Source organism: Prolixibacter sp. NT017 (assembly GCF_009617875.1).
In the GTDB taxonomy this organism is placed as follows: domain Bacteria; phylum Bacteroidota; class Bacteroidia; order Bacteroidales; family Prolixibacteraceae; genus Prolixibacter.
In genome coordinates this window covers 52,425-73,582 of sequence record NZ_BLAV01000001.1, presented here as the reverse complement: position 1 = coordinate 73,582, position 21,158 = coordinate 52,425, and the positions used below count along the sequence as shown (strand labels likewise).

Sequence of the window (21,158 nt, the reverse complement as noted above, 5' to 3'; positions counted from 1 at the left end):
CATAATTGCCTCTCTGATTCTCTCAATCAGTATGGTTGTTCCGGAAAAGACTCCCGGAAAATGATTGAGCCAGTTTGGATAGCCGTCAAAGCTAATCCCGAAACAGTCAAGCTGGTTGCGTTTTACATCAACACAACAACAAAAGCACTCAAGCCAGTTGTGGTGTACATCAACACAACAACAAAAGCACTCAAGCCAGTTGTGGTGTACATCAACGCTACATGAAAACCGCTCAAGCCAGGCTAAAATTCCCTCAACACGCTAATTATAATGGTCAAGCCGGGTTAGCATGTCGTCAACACAGATATCAAATGCGTCAAGCCCGGATAAACAATCGAATTCAATAGTGTTGAGCATTTTTACGGTAGTGTTGAGTGCTCTGTAATCAGGCTTGAGCGGTTTTCATGTAGCGTTGACGGGATTTGAAGTAGCCTTGACAGTTTTTATACCTGTGTTGAGCATTTTCACGGTAGTGTTGAGCGCTCTGTCATATGGCTTGAGCAGTTTTCATGTAGCGTTGACGGGATTTGAAGTAGCCTTGACAGTTTTTTCACCAGCGTTGAGCATTTTCACGGTAGTGTTGAGCACTTTGCCAACAGGCTTGAGAGCTTTTCATGTAGCGTTGACGGGATTTGAAGTAGCCTTGACAGCTTTTGCGCCAGCGTTAAGCATTTTCACGGTAGTGTTGAGCGCTCTGTCATATGGCTTGAGGAATGACCTCCAATTCAATACCTCGTTCAGGAATAATCTCTCTTTTAATCAGCATCTACCTGGATGTTCATAATTCCCAATGGCTTCAGCCTTGGGTTAGAATACCCACTCTGCGATGGGCTTTAGCCCAATCAACTCTTCCCCTATTTTCCTAATCATTCATAAAAAAAACCTCTTAACTTTAATCGGCACCATTGACTGCCAACGCTCATTCAGAAACATCAAATCTATATTCGATATGAAAACAAAAACTTCATTGTTACTGATTGCCCTGTTGCTGGGCACCTCGCTCGTTAGTTTCGGACAGATGAAAGCGGTAATTGTTGGACAGGAAATGCCTGAATTCAAAGCTGCCATATACCAGGGCGGCGAGTTCGACCTCAACAATTACAAAGGCAAGAATGTGATGCTGATATTCAATCGCGGCCTGGTTGTTCCCAACCACTGGTGCAACATCTGCCAATACAACTACATGGAGATGATTGACTTTGACAAACTCAACCAGCTGGAAGAAAAGCACAACCTGAAAGTGGCTTTTGTGCTTCCCTACAGTAAGGACACCGTTGCCCAGTGGATTGCCACCATCCCTCAACAGATGAAAGTAGTGGAACAGTGGAAATACCCTGCCGACACAACCAAACTTTCGGAAGGACGGAAACGCTGGATGCATACAGCCCGTAAAATGTTTCCGAAAGACCACACCATCAAACCTGAAGACGTGAAAACGCCGCTCACCATCATCGCCGACGCCGACCACAAACTCACCGATTCGCTTGGACTTTACGACCCAAAATTTGACGGTGGCAATGCTCCGCAAGCTATTCCCTGCGTATTCATTATCGACAAAAACGGCGTGGTGCAATTCAAATATCTTAGTCAAAATACCATCGACCGACCGAGTTACAGTTACCTGGAAAAGGTACTCGACGACATGATTGACAACCAATAGCAAAATATCACCTGGCTGCGTCCTCAAAGGCAGCCAGGTTTTTTCTGTTCTCATAGAATCGTTTCAGGAAAGAACTTTTTTGCGAAAGCAGAAGGAAAGCCTTAATTTTAAAGAGATTCAAGCCTTCCATTCCTGTCGGAACCATAAAAACCCGCTACAATGAGTAAAGAGAAAACCAAAAAGAAGCACCACAAATCACCGGATCACATCGAACCCGAAAAAAAGGACAAGCGCCGCTTAGGAAAAAAGATTTACAACAAGGAGCTGCGCAAGATGCAAATCGAGCTGGTGAAGTTGCAGGAATGGATCAGACAGGAACAACTAAAAGTGGTTGTTATTTTCGAAGGCCGTGACGCTGCCGGAAAAGGTGGCGTTATCAAACGCATCATGGAACCACTTAATCCCCGTATCTGCCGCGTTGTAGCACTCGGCACACCCACCGAACGCCAACGGACGCAATGGTATTTCCAGCGCTATGTTACGCAACTGCCAGCAGGCGGCGAGATGGTTCTCTTCGACCGTAGCTGGTACAACCGTGCCGGCGTAGAGCATGTAATGAGTTTTTGTACTGACGAGGAATACGACGAATTTATGCGGAGTTGTCCCGAATTCGAGCGCATGCTGGTTCGCTCCGGCATTATCCTTATCAAATACTGGTTTTCGGTTTCCGACGAAGAACAGGAGCTGCGTTTTCAAGCCCGGCTCGATGATCCGACCAAGCGCTGGAAACTCAGCCCCATGGATTTGGCTTCACGCGAAAAATGGGTAGAGTACTCCCGGGCGAAAGACGAAATGTTCCGGTACACCGACATCAAACAAGCCCCTTGGTATGTCGTTCCGGCAGATAACAAGCGAAGAGCCCGGCTCAATTGCATTCATCACCTGCTGAGCAAAGTTCCGTACAAGGATTTGACGCCCGAACCGATGGAACTACCACCACGCATTGAAAAGGACAACTACGTACGTCCTCCTATTACTGACCAGACTTTCGTTCCCGAGGTTTACTAAGGCCGGTTGTATGAAACTATCCCAAATTAGAAAAACCAAGTTTCTTTACCCTGACTCCCTAAAGGGAAAACTTGATTTTTCAGTATTCACCCTTTAGGGATGGGGTGAAAAATACTGAAAATCTTCCCTCATTTGAGTTTCATACAACCAATTTAGGTGCTTTCACTTTAGCTCAAAGCTAATGCAATGGAAACTCCGATAAAAGTCCCGATAACATAACCAAGAATCCCCACGAGAATCCCCGGGGTAATTAATTTCTTTTGTCCGAGCGAAGCAGCCATCGGTGCGGCTACAGACGGCCCCATCACGTTAGCAGCTGATGATATCATGACTTCATAGATATCGAGCTTGAAAATTTTTGCCAGTGCCACCAAAAAGATGAGGTGGAAGAACAGGATAATGAGGTAAAATCCGAGTATGGCCGGACCGATGTGCAAAATGTCAGCCATGTTGGTTGCTGCACCAATGGCAGCCAGAAAGATGTACATCATCCACAGTCCCACCGAAAAGGCAGTATCTTCGAGCGGTTTGAGACGTTTGGGAAAGAGATTCGCTACCAGCACCGAAATGAGCGTAATAATGAGAATACTCAAATCCATTTGCGTGTGAAGAACCGATTGCAGCCAATCGCCTAACCAGGCACCTGATGCCGCAATAGCGACTGCAATGACCAGCGTCAGTCCCATGCGCTCCATGGTAATGGGTTGGGACTTTTCGTGCTCCTGTACTACTGCCTCTATCTTGTTTTCAGCTTTGGGCTTGGCAAAAAAGCGCGCCAGGAACTTAATCCCGGGAAGCATAAAAAGCAAAAGAATAAACAGGCTGGCTGCAAAGTTATCAACAGCGATGGTCGCAGAGAACAGCGGATGGGTAGTGATTTGCAGAGCTTCTCCGGTAGCAACGAAGTTCATACTTCCGCCAATCAGCGTCGAGGCGATGACACCGGCCATTTTTCCGGAGTCCGGCCCCAAATGGATTAACGAGAAAGCTAAAAAGCTCCCCAACACCACGCCAATGGCTCCAATAATGTAAGCAATCAATAACTTACCGCCTTCGCGAATGGTACGCATGATGTTCGATCCCATCAGCATCATCGGGATGGAAATCGGCACAAAATAAGTAAAGATCAGGTCGTAAACAGGTACGTGCACTCTCGTACTCGATGCCGGCGGAACGACATTTAACATCGACAAGAGAGACATCAGCAAAACAGTAACCAGAATTCCGGAAACTTTACCAAACCACTTTTTATGTTCCGACCACATCCCTAAGGCTGCAGCCCCGGTTATAAGGGAAAATAAAACCAGATGATCTCCGGGGGCTATTAACGACATAATTTATCAGTTTTAGATTACAAGAGAGCAAATATACTTTTAATAGAACGATTCTAAAGAATTTCTTTTCGTAAACCCTTCAAGTGACGTTTCGGTTTATTGGATCATAAAAATCTAACGAGGAAAATACTTCCTGCCAAAGAGTTCATTTAAATTCCTCACTTGGCTTGCCGGTTTTCTATGTTCTTTCTCAAAAAACAATTAGTTTTACCGGTAACGCAAACGGGCACTGTTTTTTGCTAAATAGAATTCTCGACGAAACTCGAAGTAAACCAATAATATTCACACTATGAAAAAGTTAACATTGCTGCTTTGCCTGATTTGGGTCGGACAGGTACACGCTCAAACTGTCATCACCAATATCCCCGGCCGCAACACATTTACCCTTAATGGGAAATGGCATTACATCATCGATCCGTACGAGACCGGATATTACGATTATCGCTACAAACCTTACGATGCGAATCCGCATCCAACCGGAGGTTTTTTTCTCGACCAACAGCAAACGAATAAAACACAGCTAATAGAATATAATTTCGACAAAAGTCCGACCCTTTGGGTTCCGGGCGACTGGAATTCACAGGATGAGAAATTGCTTTACTATGAAGGTTCTATCTGGTATCGCCGGCTGTTCGACTACAAGAAGAGTAATCCCAACGACCGCGTCTTCATTCATTTCGGAGCAGTCAATTACGAATCCGATGTTTACCTCAACGGGAAGAAATTAGGCAAGCACATTGGTGGCTTCACTCCGTTCAATTACGAAATCACTGATTTGCTGAAAAAGGACGGAAAGAACTCGCTGGTACTTAAAGTCGATAACAAGCGTCACAAAGAAGGCGTTCCCACCCTGAACACCGACTGGTGGAACTATGGCGGCATTACCCGCGATGTAGACGTGGTTGAAGTTCCGCAAACCTTTATTTCCGATTACTACATTCAGCTCAAAAAAGGTTCTCAAAAAAATGTGGCTGGCTATGTGCAGCTAAACGGTCCGAATGCTGCCAATCAAACGGTTCAGGTCAGCATCCCCGAACTGAAAATCAATAAAACCTTCACGACCGACGAAAACGGGAAAGCTGCAGTTGATTTTCAGTTGAAGAAAGCGGAGCTCTGGTCACCGAAGAACCCAAAACTCTATAAAGTTACTGTTTCCAATGCAGGTCAAAGTGTTTCCGAGCCCATCGGTTTCCGAAGCATCGAAACCAAAGGAACGGATATCCTGCTCAACGGAAAATCAATTTTCCTTCGAGGGATTTCCATTCATGAGGAGATGCCCATGAGAGGAGGAAGAGCCTATTCCGAATCGGATGCACAAACGTTACTCAACTGGGCGAAAGAACTCGGCTGTAACTATGTTCGTCTGGCACACTATCCACATGCTGAAAATATGATCCGGCTGGCCGATAAGATGGGCATTCTCGTTTGGGAAGAAAATCCGGTGTACTGGACCATTGACTGGAACAATCCGGACACATATAAAAACGCTGAACACCAACTAACTGATTTAATTACACGCGACAAAAACCGGGCTTCCGTTATTTTCTGGTCGATGGCCAACGAAACGCCGGTCAGCGATGCACGAACCAACTTCCTGCACAAGCTGGTGCAACATGCCCGAAGCATGGATAATACCCGGTTAATATCCGCAGCTCTGGAAGTTCACGGGGACAGCAATCCGTACGACCGAATTGTGGAGGATCCTTTCGCTCAATATGTCGACGTTGTCAACTTCAACGAATATGTAGGCTGGTATGACGGTCTGCCTCAAAAATGCGACAGCATCAACTGGATCATCAAATACAACAAGCCGGTAATGATTAGTGAATTCGGAGGTGGCGCATTGCAGGGATTGCACGGCGACTCGCTCACCCGCTGGTCGGAAGAGTACCAGGAAAGTATCTACAAACATACACTTCCCATGTTGATGAAAATACCACAGTTCCGGGGTGTCACTCCGTGGATTTTGTGTGATTTCCGCTCACCAAAACGTGTGCTACCGGTTATTCAGGACGGATGGAACCGTAAAGGTCTGATTGGCCAAAACGGCACCAAGAAGAAAGCCTTCTTCGTCCTTCAGAAATTCTATAAAAAGATGGAAGAGAAGAACAAATAACAGCTCTCGAAAAAGGTAAAATAAAAACAGGCTGCTTTCCGGATAACCGGGGCAGCCTGTTCTGTTATGGCATTAAAATATCATTCAAATCAAAAACATGCCTATTGAATCATATCGTCAAACATTTTCCTTACCCTTGAACTGTTCCAATCGGCGGCTCCTTTTTTCCGTAACACCAATTTATCATCGGGCGATATAATATACGACGCCGGAATACTACGTGTCTGGAAGACGCCCGGAACCTGCCCGGGAACGATATATACCGGAAAGGTATAGCCATTATCGCTGATAAACTGTTTGACTTTAGCCGGAGACTCATGCGTAGCTATAACGAAAGCCACTTTATCTCCATAATCGTCGTATAACTTCTGGATGGTGGGCAATTCCGCCACACACGGAGGACACCAGGTTGCCCATTGATTAAAAAACACCGGTTTGCCTTTAAACTCAGCAAAACTGTGTTCCCTACCATTCAGGTCATATAGTCCGAACTGGTAATCTTCATTCGTTAACTTGATGCTGTGGTCATCTTTCCCCGGCGCCATCAGCGTGGTGCGAATCAGCAACGATGCTACCGGCTTCCGCGTAGGCGGAAATACCAGTCCAATCAGAATCACCAGGATAACAACATCGAATATTTTTCCCAGGAGCGATTGCTTCTTAAACTGCTCCCACTGTCTTTTCAGATACTTCTTCATGAGGGTAAAATAACGAATTTTCCGTATCCGGGAAAGTGACTTCCTTCACACAAGCCACTGCTGCATTACCTTGAATTTTGGCCATTCCCCGAAATTCCTATCTTTGATCCTGAACCAAATCAACCACTTCCTTTGGAAAATATCGGACAATTCATCATCAAATTCAGCAACATTGCCTGGGGCACACCTCTGCTCATTCTTTTACTCGGCGGTGGAAGCTGGTTTCTCATCTATTCACGTTTTATCCCTTTTCGTTATCTGCGTCATGCTGTCAACATTTTGACAGGGCGCTACGATAACCCCGACGAACCGGGACAATTAAACCACTATCAGGCCTTGTCTACGGCACTTGCATCCACCATTGGAATGGGAAATATTAGTGGTGTGGCGGTGGCCATCGTTACCGGAGGACCGGGCGCTATTTTCTGGATGTGGGTTTCCGCCCTGATTGGCGTCGCCACCAAGTTTTTCACCAATACGCTGGCGATTATGTACCGTGGCCGGGATGACCGGGGACAAATACAGGGAGGCCCCATGTATTTTATTACGGAAGGTTTGGGAAAAAATTGGAAACCGCTCGCCGTGTTTTACAGTGTGGTTTGCCTGATTGGGGTAAGTCCTTTGTTCCAGACGAACCAGCTAACCCAGGTTATCCGCGATGTCATTTTGATTCCCAATGGCGTGAAAACCGGATTCCTCACCAACCTCGGTACAGGATTGGTTATTGCCGGAATTGTAGCGCTGGTTGTTATTGGTGGTGTCAAACGAATCGGACGGGCAGCGGGCCGGTTGGTGCCACTCATGGTGGTTGTCTATCTGGTCGCCGTTTTCTACATTCTTTTCAGTCATCCGGGGAATATTCTGTCCGGCTTTCAACTAATCATTTCCGATGCCTTTTCGGGGAAAGCTGTTGCCGGAGGAGCGATGGGAGCTGTTTTGATAACCGGTGTGCGACGGGCCGCATTCTCCAACGAAGCCGGACTGGGAACGGCACCGCTGGCTCACGGAGCCGCCAAAACGAGCGAACCTGTGAGGGAAGGCCTCGTAGCTATGCTTGGACCAATTATCGATACCATAGTGGTTTGTAGTCTGACAGCGCTAACCATTATCGTAACCGGAATGTGGCAACACCCCGATGTGAACGGAATTACGCTAACCGCTGAAGCGTTCGAGAAAGGGATTCCGGTTTATGGCCCCTATATACTGATTGTCAGCATCCTGATTTTTGCAATCACCAGTCTGTTTGCGTTCCCGTATTACGGAGGAAAATGCGTCACTTATCTGTTCGGTACGCGTTGGGTAAAAGTCTATCACGTGATTTACACTGCTTCCATCCTGGTCGGGGCTACTTCCACTTTGACCGTTATCATTAGTCTCATTGACGGAGCGTTCGCGCTAATGGCTATTCCCACGATGGTGTCTGCCCTTTTGCTTTCGCCGAAAGTGATGAAAGAAGCCAAGCGTTATTTCGCCCGCTTAAAGGAAGAAACGGCTTAGCAACTATTCGCTCAACCAAACTTTCAGGGTATCGATGGCTTGCTGACGCAAATTGTCAGGCAAATTCATGATGCGGGTACGGTGACTGCCTTCCGGTTTCACGATTTTCATCACGCCCTTGTTTTTCCCTGCTTCAGCAGCCGAAGCCGACCATGGATCCCAGCCGCCGTAAATCAGCAAGACATGTTTTGCGTCGGAGCGAAGATATTTATCTACCTTCTCACTCATTGCCGATGAAAACGGAAACCGAGCCTCTTTGGGCAACCAAATCCGGCTAAGATAACCTTCCGTGCTTTTGATAGTCATCAAATCGGCAAAAGGCTTCATATCATATGCATAATATCCTAACTGACGCGCAGCCTGCACGAAGAAAGGAAGAAATCCTTTGCTGCCTTCCATGCTGAAATATTCGGGTGAGCTAACCTGAACAAAGTGATCGAAAATTTCCTGGTCAGGAGCATCCGGAGCGGGAATTTCATCAATGTCGTGTCCCCATTGCCAGAACGAAAACGAGTATTCCAGTACGCAGTAATCATAAACTGCCTCCAAGGGAATTCGGAACGTATATTTTTTCTCATCACAAAGTGTCTGGAACATGGGAAACAACTGGTCCCGCCGCTCCAGTACCTGGCGCTGGAAAGCCGCGACTTTCTCCCGTCCTTCTTTCGTTCCCGTGATGTGCTCGATAAAAGCCGGCTCACGGCGCTCTTCCCGGGAGAAGTTCAACGGAGCCACATAAGGAACCGAAATATCAACATCTTTCGGGTAAAGTGCCCGATGATACAAACACGTCTCACCGCCTTTACTAATTCCGGTACTTATCCATTTTTCATGATAAATCTTTTTGAACATCTGCACCAGGTGATGATCGTCGGCTGCAGCATTTTCTACCGTAAGGTATTTCCATTTGGTATCAATCGAATCGGGAACCGACTGACCGAAAAACCTGTGCTCCACAAAAATCTGGTTGGCATCGAGGACCAAACTCAGTTCGTTTAAATACTTTGGAGTGGCAGCATAATCGCCGGCATAGCCTTCCGTGATAAAAACCACCGGCTTATCGTAACCGAGATGAGATACAATCACTCGTTGCGTAAAAAAGCCTTTATCGGGATGCTGGTGATCGAGTGGCTGCGCCACCATAACCACCCACGCTTGCTTGAAGAACTCATTGCTCTCCATCGGCTTCACCGAATAGACATCGGGAAGCGCTTTCAGTCGTTGTTCGAGTGTTAATGTTTGTGCCTGTACCGCCTGAAAAACGAGCAGTAAACTGAGAAGTAAGAGCGAACGTAAACGAATCATATCAACCAAATTGGGAGGTTAGAAACCTGTTTATCTAATTAAAAATCCTTCTTTCAACGGGTCATCCGGATCAATCAAAAAGCGATGCTGTCCTGTAAAAAATGCTGTTCCGGCTACTTTGGGAATAACGGCAGAATAAGGCCCGAACGAAGTGATATCCGCTATTTCCACATCCATCGTTGTATCAATCAAGCTTTCGATAACCAGCTTTTTTCCCGTTTCCAAACCATCTTTCACGGCATGAAGTGCTGCCCGGGCGCTCACGCCTGAACCGGTAGCCGAACGATCGACTTCGCCATTGGCAAAAACGCAAACATTCCGGCTGTGATGTTTTCCATCTTTCGGTTTCCCCGTGAATATGGTTCCGTACAAAAAGCTGAGATCTGCCTCAAACGGATGGAGAATGTCAAAATTCCGGACCACCGCTTTTTTTATCTTTCTGCCGAGATCAATTATCCGGCTAATTTGCTGCGGTACCAACTCCAGGCCAATCTCATTGGCATCGACAAATGCATAAAATGTTCCGCCGTAAGCCACATCGAACCGGATATTACCTAAACCCGGAACATCCAATGTTTTATCCTGCAGCAAGACAAACGATGGAACGTTGTGAAACGATGATTTCACGACTGTGTTGCCCTTCATTTCCGCGAAGGCGTCAATCCGTCCGGGCGGTGCATCGATGCGAATCAACCCGTCTTTCGGATACTGAACCAAACCGGTTTCGAGGGCAAATTTCACCAACGCAATAATAGCATGGCCGCACATGGTGGAATATCCTTCGTTGTGCATAAAGAATACACCGAAATGACCGTCAGGCGTTACCGGGGCCGTCAAAACAGCTCCGTACATATCGGCATGCCCGCGTGGTTCCCACATCAAGGCCTTCCGGATATGATCCAAATGTTTTCGGAAATAACGACGTTTTTCCAGGACGGTTTGTCCGGGAATTTCAGGAAGCCCATCGACAATAATTCGCAAAGGTTCTCCTCCTGTATGCATATCAATGGTATCGACCTGCAACCAGTTCTCAGGCGGCTGCCACCGCACGTTACTCAGCCCTTCATTCATCCGGTAAACAATAAGTAGTCAGTATCACATGCAAGATGTCGAAAGATACAATGCTAACGTGAAGTTTGCAATCAAATTGTCACAAAGGGAGACGAAATTTTCTTCCCCAAAAAAACTAACCGACCACTTCCGAATGTTCTGTCCGGCGGATAATTTCATCCTGCAGATCTTTTCCCAGGTCGTTGAAATAATCGCTGTATCCGGCTACCCGAACAATCAAATCACGGTAGTCTTCCGGAGTTTCCTGTGCTTTACGTAGCGTGCCTGCTGACACCACGTTGAATTGTATGTGATGACCGTCGAGACGGAAATAAGCACGAACCAACGCGGCAACCTTCGCGATAGCGGTTTCATCAGCGAAGAAATCGGGCGAGAACTTCTGGTTCAGCAATGTACCTCCCGTTCGCAGATGATCAATTTTTGCCACCGATTTCACCACAGCTGTCGGACCATGAATATCAGCTCCCTGTACCGGCGATATTCCCTCAGAAAGGGGCAATCCGGCTTGTCTCCCATCCGGCATCGCTCCCATCACACTTCCAAAGTACACATGACTGGTGGTGGGCAACAAATTAATTCGATGAACGCCTCCACGGGTATTGGGTTTACCGTCAACTGTTTCAAAGAATCGTTCGAACACCTGCATGGCCTGTTCGTCTGCCGCATCGTCATCATTCCCGAACTTCGGCGTTTCATAAAGTAAACGGTAGCGCAAATCTTCGTATCCCTCGAAGTTACGTCTCATTGCTTCCACCAACTGCTCAATGGCAATATCCTTTTTCTCAAAAACATGTGTTCGAAGCGCAGTCAATGAATCGGTGATGGAACCCAGACCAACTCCCTGAATGTAACTGGTATTGTAACGGGCACCGCCAGCCACGTAATCGATACCTCTCGCGACACAATCATCGATGATGAGAGACAAAAAAGGCACCGGCATGTGAATGGTATAAATACGTTCAATCGTATTATTTCCCCTGATTTTTAAATCGATAAAATAAGTGAGCTGTCGCTGAAATGCTTCCAACAAGTCTTCATAAGCACTAAACTGGCCGGGGTCGCCGGTCTGCAGTCCCAGTTGCCTTCCCGAATGGGGATCACGACCGTTATGCAATGTCAGTTCCAATATTTTGGGAAGGTTGAAATACCCGGTCAGAAAATAAGCCTCTGTTCCAAATGCTCCTGTTTCAACGCAACCGCTCGCGCCACCATTCCGCGCATCGACAAGCGATTTCCCTTGCCGAACCAATTCCTGAACAATCGCATCGGTATTAAAAAGCGAAGGCTGACCAAAACCGGTTTTCACAATTTTGACGGATCTTCGCAAAAATCTTTCCGGATTCTTTTTACTGACCTGCACCATGGAACTTGGCTGAAGAATCCGCATCTCTTCAATCACATCGAGCAGCAAATAAGAAAGTTCGTTCACCGCATCCGAACCATCGGGCTTCACTCCTCCCAGGTTAATCAAAGCAAAATCGGCGTAGGTGTTGCTTTCCAAAGCTGTAACCCCCACCTTGGGCGGCGACGGGTGATTATTAAACTTTACCCAGAAAGACTGCAATATTTCAGTGGCTTTCTCTTTTGTAAGCGTTCCTTCGTCAATTTCCTTCCGGAAGAAAGGATACAAATGCTGATCGAGGCGACCGGGATTGAACGAGTCCCACGGATTCAACTCCGTAATCACTCCCACATGCACAAACCAATAATGTTGCAACGCTTCATGAAAGGTTTGCGGCGCATGAGCCGGAACCCGACGGCAAATCTCAGCCATTTGATGCAATTCAGATTTCCGGACTAAATCTGTTTCCATCTGAGTCATTCGGTCAAGCTTTACTGCATACCGTTCGGCAAAATCAATCAAAGCCCGGGCAGCAATTTCCATGGCACGCAGCTCCTCACGCTTATCATAAGCAGCCGGATCGTTCATAAAATCCAGTTCTTTCTTAGCCAGATAGATATCATCGATGATTTCAAGCATCCCCTTGCGGAAGATCTTCCCACCGGCAACCGTATGCCCCGGAGCCCGTTGCTCCTGAAACTCCGTAAATATACCAGCATCGTATGCAGCCAGCCATTCCGGAGTCATGTTACCAAAGATTCGCTCCCGGTTGGTTTTCCCGCTCCAAAACGGAATCACTTTTTCGGAATAAACCTTTCGAAACTCTTCGTCGACATGAAAAGAGACCTTCTCCCGCGAATGCAGGATTTCCAGGTCCTTCATCGAATGCAAATTGATTTCGGGATAAGTTGGAGTAGCTTTCGGAGCCGGTCCCCGTTCACCCACAATTAATTCGTCGGGATTGACACAAATAAATTTGTTGGACAAAATATAGCGGAAAGCCATCGCTCGCATCAGCGGCGAAGAAACACCATGGGCTGCGTCGCTCTTATAAAATTCGGTAATCAGCAAAGCCCGTTCTGCCGAAAGGCAATTGGGCGCGTCAAGCGATGCCTGGCGAAGTCGTTTGATTCGTTCGTTCATTTTTGAATAGAAACTCTTGTTGTTGATTTAATTCCAACACCTCTTATCCTCCAACTGACACTTTTGCCCCCATAATCCGAAATACCTCTGCCAAATCATATAACTCCTCCTTCTTCACGGTCGGAATTCCATTCATCCGGTTTTCCATCTGCAGTGCCTGATATTTATGACTCCCGGTTGCATGATACGGCAAAAAGTCGATACCCTCTATTTTGTCCAACCGGGGCGCCACTAATTCTTTCAGCTTATCAACTTGTTCCGGATGATTATTTATTCCGGGAATCACCGGAACCCGAATCTGCACCTTCTTCCCGGCTTCCAACAACCGATCAAGGTTTCGAAGAATAGGATCCAGCGGCACATTGGTGTAGTGCATATGCAAAGTCGGATCGGGATGTTTGATATCGAAATAATACAAATCGGTCAACGGCATGGAATCATCCAATACCTTTTCCGATGCCACTCCGGAAGTATCCAAAACCGTATGGATTCCAGCTTCACGGCAAAGCTTCATTACCTCGAACAGAAACTCGGGTTGATACAACGGTTCTCCTCCGGAGAAGGTCACGCCACCATCCGATTCATTCATAAAAACTTCGTCACGCTGAATTTCCAGGAACAGTTCGGCTGAGTCGATTTCGTAGCCGGATTTTTTTGATTGCTGAAAGATTTTTCCGCTCACGGCTACATGTTTTTGCCAGGTGGAACAAACCAGCGATTGACTCTCCGGATTATGGCACCACCAGCAACGAAGCGGACATCCCTGCAGAAAAACGGTCGTTCGAATGCCGGGACCATCGTGCACAGCAAAGCGCTTGATATCGAAAATAATGCCTTTCAAGGTCTTTAGTTTGGTTGTGGTTAGTTCCTCTCAAGATATCATTTTTTTTGCGCATTCCGACATAAGTTTCCTCAGAATGAGTGCACTTTATATTCATTCCAGTTGGATGATTACTCCAACGATTTTGTAAATCTCGAATTCACAAACAGGATATCTCCGGGATTTTCATACCCCTGGAATAAATCGTCATCGTGTTTAATTTGCGACGATTCAAAGCCAATCATTGTTAACCCGGCATCGTGCGACCTATCGACTACCAGCTTTCGAAGTCCGGTATCTTTATCATGCGGAATAATTTCAATGTTAAACGGGGAAATAGGCAAACGACCTTCTTTCAATAATTTTTCGAGGGTATTCCGGACTTCCATCATTTCATCTTTCGGACTAATGGTAAATATCTTGATGGGCGATTTACTCCACGATGGATGGCTGGTGATAATGTAACTCAGCAGAATCATCAGGTTGGCATTCTCCACATCGGTCGTCTGTATCCAGACATGAATTCCCCCTTTGTAGTTCGGCGGCATGTGATTCGTCGTCAGCACAAGAATATCGAACCCACCGGCTCTGACAAGGTTAAAATTGTCACGGATGAGCTTCAACTGGGCCGGGTCTTTCCGGTCATATTCAAATATAAATGTATTATTCTCCATTCCGGAAACGCCCGGGAGTTGAACCACCTGTGCCACTGCCGAAGTGTAGGAAGGTGACACCATGGTATACAGATAAACCAGGTTGGGAATTTGCGTCGTCATCTGAATCAACTCTTCCTGCTTTTTCTGTGCTTCCGCCGTTGTTTCTTTGGAGTAATATCCGTCAACCAGATGAATGTAGGTGCCAAAGCCAAACCGATAGGAAATCCAGCTAACCAACTCGAATGTCCTTAACTGCGTAAATGAAGTGCGCGAAACACTAATCACCGACGGACGCCACAGTTCCGTTCGTACCGGCCGCCGCGACTTTTGCAGAAAAACCTGCAACCTTCTGTTCAACTGAAAGAATGCATTCCGGAAGAGGAAGGCCATTCCCCGGCGCTTTCGCTGATATCGCTGTATCGCCTGGTACAATATAAAAATGACCAAAATAGCCACAAACGCATAAACAGAACTCATTTTGAACATCAGCCAGAGGCTCATCAAAAATCCTAGTAACGAGATGTACCAACGCGAGCGGAACGTGGGACGATACGACGGATCGGCACCGAAATGGTTCAGGAACGAAATCAGGTTAAGCGAACCATATGTTACCATGAAGAACATTGAAATAATCTGTGCAACGATATTCACATTACCCAGCGCAACAAAAACCAAAGCAATAACAACCGTCACGATCGAAGCATTGGCCGGTTCGTGCCGGGCATCGTTTCGCGAAAGAAAACGGTTAATCTTCCCGGAAGGGAAAGAGTGGTCCTGTGCAATTGCCTGCAATGTTCTGGGCGCCACAAGCACAGAGCCGAGAGCTGAAGACAGTGTCGACGCTGCCAGTCCGATGGGCACAACCAATGCACCTCCCAGGGCAATTTTCCCCATCACCAGCTGATCGTTCAATAGTAAATCAGGGCTGGCTGACACGTACAATTTCCAGGCAATGAACACATATACAATCATGCCCAAAACCGTCGCCGTCAGTGTTCCTATCGGGATAGACTTTTTGGGATTTCGCAAATCACCCGAGAGTCCAACTCCCGCCGTCATTCCGGTAAATGCCGGAAAAATAATAGCAAAGACGATGTAGAACTGGTTGACGTTCTTAATCGACATTGGAATCTGATGAAAAACACCGGTGGAAAAATATTCCGTTTTCCCGGCAAAGAAGAGCCCTATTGCGATAAAAAGAATGGCTGCCACCACATAGAGCGCTTTCATACCAATATTGGCACCTCTTTTGATAATCGCAATTCCAAGAAGCGCCATCACAGGCAGACTGATGGCCTGACGGGGTAATACCCAACCAAAATGGTTTTGCCACCAATCGAAAAACGGCGAAAAAGCCTCGGTGAAAGCAATAACATAGAATGCGACAGAAATGGCCTGTGATGAGTAAAGTGCCAGTCCAATGGTTGCACCGATATTGAGCCCGAAACTTCTTGAAATGATGAAATACTCACCTCCTCCTTCTACTTTCCGGTTCGTCGCAATCTCGGATAAAGAAAGCGCTGTAGGAATGGTTACCAGGTGCCCGATAATGATAATACCGATAACACCGAAGAAACCAACTGTTCCGACGGCATATCCAAAACGGAGAAACAGAATAGCTCCCAAAATGGTACAAATAGCCGTAATAAAAACAGGAGCTGTACCGAAGCCTTTCCTGTTGGCCGATTGAGAGTTTTGAGTCGAGCTCATACAAGGATAAAATTTAGTTTGCCTTAACCAATGTCACCTCTTTTACAACAAAAAATCCGCGATGAAAGAAGATTTTTCAGGCTAAGCCGAATATCTTAATTTTACGCCCAATTTGGTCAGTCATGGAAAAGCAAGATATTGAATCGGGAGATGTTTACAAAGAACTTTGTGAAAAGTTTGAACAGGGAAAATCGAAACGGAATGTAGAGGTTCTGCGATCTTTTCTGAACGATGACCGCATCATCGATTTTCGGGGAAAGCACGCTGAATATCTGCATTTACGTTCACTTCGCGCGAAAGCATTCACCCTGTTTGGACAATACCTGAAAGCTTCGCGGGAATATCAATTGGCCGTTAACTATGCTCCTTCTAACAAAAAATGGGAATTCCTTCTTCAACAAAGCGAGATGCTGTTGTGGTATATAATCACTGCTCAATCAACCGATGAATCATCAGATATTTTTCTAAAATGTGAAAAAACGCTGAACAAGACGCTGGAGAATATCCCGGCAGGAAAAGACAAAATTTTTCAGCAAATAACCGTAGCCGGATTGAACGCTTTTCTGAAAGGGCTGAACCAACAAACCAGCGAAGGCGTCAGCCTATTGAAGAAGATGAATTTTCTGCCGGTTCCGATTCCTCAGTACAACGATAAAAATGAGTTGGTAATTCTATTCCGGCATTTTTTCATGGGCATGGCCGTTGCCATTGAGGCAAAGGATCGCCAGTTGCTCCTTCAAATGCTGAAAGTAATCTCTATAGATGATCAGACATTGTATGGGGAGAAAAATCTGTTCCGGTTACTTTGGGAAACCATGGACCAGACATTTGATATGAGGCCGGAGTTTGCCGAAGGTTTCAACCAATTGTTTAACCACCGGACTCATTTATCGCCTGCTTACCCCAATCTTCGGTATTTCCTGGATAGTGTAGGAGCCGGCATGCACACCGCGCTCGATCTTTTCTTCAGCGAATTCAAATAAGAAGAGAGTTTTACAGCGCAATCACACCTTTTATCTCGGCTGCTTTTTCGTACACATCGATGATGGAATCGGCGTCGGGCATCACTTCCTTACTGCTGATAGCAATGTAGCGGATATCGCGACTCGTTCGAAATGACAGGTTATCCCGGGTAGGAAGAAGTTCTTTTACTTTTTCGATTTTATCCGAATCGTTCGGGACGATAAACTTGAAAAAGTAAAGCAAAGGCCACTTTTCCTGCTCCAGCAAAGTTGTTTTCAGTTTCCGAAATTTTTCATCCATGATTGCACGCTTTTTTGGGTACAAAATTAACGTCAAAGTCTTTTTTATCAAGTTCTGCCGATATTCTTAACCCAAACCTTTTTCACGGCAGGGCGAACAAACACCTTTCAAATAGTAATGGTACTCATCAACGGAAAATCCTTTGAAAGGTATTTCCGGTAGCTGGTCACGCTCCAGCGAGAAATCAAATACACCATCACAAACGCGGCATTTAAAGTGGCCGTGGGTAGCTGTGTCGGCATCGTACCTGATTTCGTTATCTTCAATATTCAAGGCTACCGCGACGCGCTTGCTTGTAAACAGTTTCAACGTGTTGTAAACGGTCGTCTTCGACAATCCCGGAATCTCGTGTAACAGCTCAGAGTAAATCATATCCACGGTCGGATGGTTATGCTTCTCGATGAGATATTGCATAATCTTCACCCGTTTGGGTAACGGACTGATTCCGTTTTGTCCCAGGAAAGATTTTATTTTCGTATCGTCAATCATAATTTCTGAAATAATTACAAATTTAAATATTTTTGTTTACATCCTATCATGCCTATCTTTCTCGACAACAGAAGAAAAAACGACCACCAGCTTAATCCCAATAAAATATGCGGATTTCTACATATAAATTATCTCTATTACCCCATCAATATTATTCATAAAAATCTCCTTTCAAATTTAAAATTTATACATAATTTTGTAATCGTTACAAATTTTGAAAAACAGTTTATACACATAAAAAAAGAACATTATGAGTTTAGTAGGAAAAAAAGCACCTGTATTCAATGCAAAAGCCGTAGTAAACGGAAATGACATTGTAGAAAATTTCTCACTGGAGCAATTCGTTGGTAAGAAAGACGTTGTATTTTTCTTCTATCCACTCGACTTCACCTTTGTTTGCCCGACAGAGCTTCATGCTTTCCAGGCTAAAATCGATGAATTCAAAAAACGCGATGTTGAAGTAGTTGCCTGCTCTATCGATTCAGAATTCTCACACTGGGCATGGTTGAACACTGAAAAGAACAACGGTGGTATTAAAGGTGTAAAATATCCTATCGTAGCCGACTTGTCAAAAACCATTTCTGAAGCATATGGCGTACTGGCCGGAGAATACGACCTGGATGAAGAAGGAAATTCAGTATTCAAAGGCGAGCCGGTAGCTTACCGCGGACTGTTCCTGATTGACAAGGAAGGCGTTGTTCGTCACGAAGTGATCAACGACATGCCGCTTGGCCGTAACGTAGACGAAACTCTGCGTATGGTAGATGCATTGCACCACTTCCAGCAATACGGCGAAGTATGCCCGGCTAACTGGACCGAAGGTCAGGATGCAATGAAAGAATCAGCCGACAGCGTTGCTTCTTACCTGTCTAATCACTAATTGGGGGAATAACCAAATAAGACGTTACTGCAGCTCTTGAGCTTTATCAACCAAATCAACATCAATCTGCAAACAACAATCGTTGTTTAACACAAACGTCAAGAACTCCATATTTTCGATGAAAGCTGTTCCCGTTTTGGGGGCAGCTTTTTTATTTCCGCAGCGCTCTTTTAGCAGAATTTTGTATTTCGGACTGCTTTATTGCTGTTTTTAACAATACTGCTCATAATAAGCCTAATTCCTTAATATTCTTTAACCTCCGTTAGTTCGGCTTAACCAAAATCCGCTGCATATTTGTAGTGTAACAAGAGCAAGTTTTTTTCATAGAATTAGGTTAGTTAGGTTAAGCAGAAAAAGGATGCACGCACCATGCATCCTTTTTTCTTTTTAAAAGCAAGCATCAGGTAAGATAGTCCGAAAACTATCTATTAAACTTATTTAACCTCGCTTAAAACGAGTTCACACAAAAAGGTGCCACCTTTACAAGTGAAAAGCAGAAACAATTTTTTCATAAATGTAGGTTTGGTTAGATTGAATCGTAAAGAGAAAGGATGTCAGTTTTGGCATCCTTTCTCATTTTTATCTCGCGGTGTCCCGAAAAGGAAAAAAAGGAGCGCCGGAAATGGTTTTAGTTTTTATTAGCACACCTTACAACGAGTTAACGCTATCGATTGCTATCTTGCAAACAACAGGGACAATTTCATAGGATTAGTTGGATTAGTGAAAACAGGGAAAAGAGGCAGTTTGAAAAAAGCTGTCTCTTTTTTATTCTCCCCCGTTTTAAGGCACGAAGTTCGACGATTTCAATTTCCTTAACTTCGGTTATAATAAGCTAACACAATAATGACGCACCTTTGAAGGCGAGATAAGAGTTGTTTTTTTCATAGGAATGATTGATTAGGTTAGGTAAAGCTGAAAGGGAGAATCATCGGATTCTCCCTTTTTTAATGGCCCTACGGGCAAAATAATTTAGTATGCGGTTCAGTTCGAAAAAATTCGTCTTTTTATACTTTTTAACGCACATTGGCTATAATCAGATAGATTATTAAAACTCTTTAACCTCGCTTAAAACGAGCTAACACAATTTCGATGCATCTTTGTAATGAAAACAAGGAGCAAGTTTTTTTCATAGGACTAGTTAGTTAGATTAGGTTAGGTTAAGCAGGTTAAAGGATGTCCACCCGGACATCCTTTTTCTTTGTTACTGTTTCGTGTCCATCGGGTGTTTGGCCTGCTCGTAGAACTTGTTCTGCATCTCGAGAATCGTGTTATCGGCCTTCACTTGCTTCAGCATGGTAACCAATTCATCCACTTGCGCATTCAGAATCTTTTCACCCAGCTCTTTTGTGGCCAATGAGCCATCGCCGCAATAGTGATTCGGATATTTGGCGTACCACCAAATACCTTCGTAGTCGGAGTCGATTCCTTTAATCCTATCCTGATCTTTCCCCGATTGAGAAGTCGCTTTGTCCATGTGTACCAAATCGGGACGATGAGCCAACATCACCGAAGTTTCCGACTGTCCTGCATGTCCCGAACCACCGGGAACCAGTTCCTTATTTATTTCTTTATACGCCTCTGCATTTCTGCTGGATTGGAATAACACGACAGCATAATCCTTTTCCGATGCCAACTGGCTTTGGCAGAAAAACGGAAGAAAACTGCTGTTACCTCCATGTCCGCTTACCAAAATAATTTTCTTAATGCCGTTTCGGCCTAATTCGTCGCAGGTTTCCTGCAGCACATTCCAAATCAATTTCTGACTGTAGGCAATGGTCCCCGGCTGATGCCGTGCCTCAAAAATCTGGGAAAAGTAATAGGGCGGAAAAACAATCGCGTACTCTTTAGCGGCAGCACGCAAAACCACTTCCCGCACATCAATCAAATCCGTTCCCAACGGAAGATGCGGACCGTGTTTTTCCAATACGCCTATCGGGATAATACAGGTAGCATTCGACTGGTCTACCGCGTTAACATATTGGGGTGCGGTCATCTCTTCCATTTTCACCGGAAGGTTTTGAGCATACAATGAGAAAGTCAAGGCGCAGAGAAGCACCATCAAAAAAACCTTTTTCATGGTTCAGTTATTTAGTTAGTTTACGGGAATGAAAATACCAATTATTTTGAATAACGCCATGAACATAAAGCGAATAAAAAACCCCGACC

17 protein-coding genes are annotated in these 21,158 nt (G+C 45.3%); 7 read left to right on the top strand and 10 right to left on the bottom strand.

Annotation, left to right across the window (positions count from 1 at the left end; translation table 11 throughout):
• Positions 1-60 precede the first annotated feature (60 nt).
• From GJU87_RS00270 to ppk2, 3 genes are all read left to right on the top strand, one after another.
• Positions 61-225 (top strand): hypothetical protein, encoded by a 165-nt coding sequence (locus tag GJU87_RS00270; RefSeq protein ID WP_153637683.1) that lies wholly within the window; start codon positions 61-63, stop codon positions 223-225.
• Between the two features lie 724 nt (positions 226-949).
• Positions 950-1,660: a redoxin domain-containing protein gene (locus tag GJU87_RS00265; protein ID WP_194831399.1), complete on the top strand. Its 711-nt coding sequence runs from the start codon at positions 950-952 to the stop codon at positions 1,658-1,660.
• A 159-nt stretch (positions 1,661-1,819) separates the two neighbouring features.
• On the top strand, positions 1,820-2,668 hold the full coding sequence (gene ppk2, locus GJU87_RS00260) for a polyphosphate kinase 2 (protein ID WP_153637681.1): 849 nt from the start codon (positions 1,820-1,822) through the stop codon (positions 2,666-2,668).
• 167 nt (positions 2,669-2,835) lie between these two features.
• Here ppk2 and GJU87_RS00255 read toward each other — a convergent pair whose 3' ends face one another.
• The gene (locus tag GJU87_RS00255; protein WP_153637680.1) at positions 2,836-4,002 is read right to left on the bottom strand and encodes a DUF819 domain-containing protein; all 1,167 of its coding nucleotides are present in this window, start codon (positions 4,000-4,002) and stop codon (positions 2,836-2,838) included.
• A 289-nt stretch (positions 4,003-4,291) separates the two neighbouring features.
• Here GJU87_RS00255 and GJU87_RS00250 point away from each other — a divergent pair, with 289 nt between their 5' ends.
• Positions 4,292-6,118, top strand: a complete 1,827-nt coding sequence (locus tag GJU87_RS00250) for a glycoside hydrolase family 2 protein (RefSeq protein WP_153637679.1) — start codon at positions 4,292-4,294, stop codon at positions 6,116-6,118.
• A gap of 101 nt (positions 6,119-6,219) precedes the next feature.
• On the opposite strand, the gene GJU87_RS00245 is transcribed toward GJU87_RS00250, so the two are convergent.
• Positions 6,220-6,816: a TlpA disulfide reductase family protein gene (locus GJU87_RS00245; protein ID WP_153637678.1), complete on the bottom strand. Its 597-nt coding sequence runs from the start codon at positions 6,814-6,816 to the stop codon at positions 6,220-6,222.
• A gap of 132 nt (positions 6,817-6,948) precedes the next feature.
• On the opposite strand from GJU87_RS00245, the gene GJU87_RS00240 reads away from it, so the two are divergent.
• Entirely contained in the window at positions 6,949-8,313 is a 1,365-nt protein-coding gene (locus tag GJU87_RS00240; protein WP_153637677.1) for a sodium:alanine symporter family protein, read from the top strand.
• Between the two features lie 3 nt (positions 8,314-8,316).
• On the opposite strand, the gene GJU87_RS00235 is transcribed toward GJU87_RS00240, so the two are convergent.
• The 5 genes from GJU87_RS00235 to GJU87_RS00215 all read right to left on the bottom strand — a co-directional run bounded on the left by GJU87_RS00235 (position 8,317) and on the right by GJU87_RS00215 (position 16,360).
• A complete protein-coding gene (locus GJU87_RS00235) occupies positions 8,317-9,618 on the bottom strand; it encodes a S28 family serine protease (protein WP_153637676.1) in 1,302 nt (433 codons plus the stop codon).
• 30 nt (positions 9,619-9,648) lie between these two features.
• Positions 9,649-10,689: a proline racemase family protein gene (locus GJU87_RS00230; protein WP_153637675.1), complete on the bottom strand. Its 1,041-nt coding sequence runs from the start codon at positions 10,687-10,689 to the stop codon at positions 9,649-9,651.
• A 115-nt stretch (positions 10,690-10,804) separates the two neighbouring features.
• Entirely contained in the window at positions 10,805-13,174 is a 2,370-nt protein-coding gene (gene hypD / locus GJU87_RS00225; protein WP_153637674.1) for a trans-4-hydroxy-L-proline dehydratase, read from the bottom strand.
• A gap of 43 nt (positions 13,175-13,217) precedes the next feature.
• On the bottom strand, positions 13,218-14,015 hold the full coding sequence (locus GJU87_RS00220; RefSeq protein ID WP_153637673.1) for a glycyl-radical enzyme activating protein: 798 nt from the start codon (positions 14,013-14,015) through the stop codon (positions 13,218-13,220).
• A gap of 110 nt (positions 14,016-14,125) precedes the next feature.
• Positions 14,126-16,360 (bottom strand): amino acid permease, encoded by a 2,235-nt coding sequence (locus GJU87_RS00215; protein ID WP_153637672.1) that lies wholly within the window; start codon positions 16,358-16,360, stop codon positions 14,126-14,128.
• A 122-nt stretch (positions 16,361-16,482) separates the two neighbouring features.
• Between GJU87_RS00215 and GJU87_RS00210 the strand changes: the two genes are divergently transcribed.
• Positions 16,483-17,343 (top strand): hypothetical protein, encoded by an 861-nt coding sequence (locus GJU87_RS00210; protein WP_153637671.1) that lies wholly within the window; start codon positions 16,483-16,485, stop codon positions 17,341-17,343.
• 10 nt (positions 17,344-17,353) lie between these two features.
• Here the strand turns inward: GJU87_RS00210 and GJU87_RS00205 are convergent, their stop codons facing one another.
• Complete coding sequence (locus GJU87_RS00205) at positions 17,354-17,623, bottom strand: hypothetical protein (protein WP_153637670.1); 270 nt, start codon at positions 17,621-17,623, stop codon at positions 17,354-17,356.
• Between the two features lie 66 nt (positions 17,624-17,689).
• Entirely contained in the window at positions 17,690-18,112 is a 423-nt protein-coding gene (locus tag GJU87_RS00200) for a Fur family transcriptional regulator (RefSeq protein WP_153637669.1), read from the bottom strand.
• A gap of 247 nt (positions 18,113-18,359) precedes the next feature.
• On the opposite strand from GJU87_RS00200, the gene GJU87_RS00195 reads away from it, so the two are divergent.
• The gene (locus GJU87_RS00195) at positions 18,360-18,992 is read left to right on the top strand and encodes a peroxiredoxin (RefSeq protein WP_153637668.1); all 633 of its coding nucleotides are present in this window, start codon (positions 18,360-18,362) and stop codon (positions 18,990-18,992) included.
• Positions 18,993-20,193: 1,201 nt separating this feature from the next.
• Here the strand turns inward: GJU87_RS00195 and GJU87_RS00190 are convergent.
• Complete coding sequence (locus tag GJU87_RS00190; protein ID WP_153637667.1) at positions 20,194-21,069, bottom strand: creatininase family protein; 876 nt, start codon at positions 21,067-21,069, stop codon at positions 20,194-20,196.
• Between the last annotated feature and the right edge of the window lie 89 nt (positions 21,070-21,158).